Origin of the sequence: Mesorhizobium sp. M8A.F.Ca.ET.161.01.1.1 (assembly GCF_004792105.1) — a bacterium.
Lineage (GTDB): Bacteria > Pseudomonadota > Alphaproteobacteria > Rhizobiales > Rhizobiaceae > Mesorhizobium.
On sequence record NZ_SRTD01000121.1, the window covers coordinates 1 to 402 of the forward strand.

Sequence of the window (402 nt, forward strand, 5' to 3'; positions counted from 1 at the left end):
AAACTCGCGATCAGCTTCAGCTGCGGTCCAGCCTGCTCGATCATCGAGGCGGTAATGCGATCGGTGACCGTTGGCACCAGCACGTCCACCCGCTGCATGGCGGCGACCAGTTCTTCCTCGCTGCGCGGGGTGTCATCGATATTGAGTTCTGCGTCGAAAAGTTCGCGCATTCGGGTTTCGACGACATCAGGCAATTTGCGGGTGATATAGACTGTCGGTCTCTTCTTGGGGGTCATCGTTTGCCGCTGCCTTGTTCAGAAGTCATTAACCAGAAAGAGCGATAATTTCTTTCAATCAGGGCGTTTCTACCAGACCCACCGGCGAAGACAAACAAAACTCGCTGAAGCTTGAGGCATGTGGAAACGAGCCTCCTTAAATATCATCCGGTTTGCAGAAGGCGGG

Annotated in this window: 1 pseudogene; it reads right to left on the bottom strand. The window is 54.0% G+C overall.

What is annotated here, in order from left to right:
* Nucleotides 1-236, bottom strand: a pseudogene (locus EN804_RS34940) (D-glycerate dehydrogenase); the annotation flags it as partial.
* Between the last annotated feature and the right edge of the window lie 166 nt (nucleotides 237-402).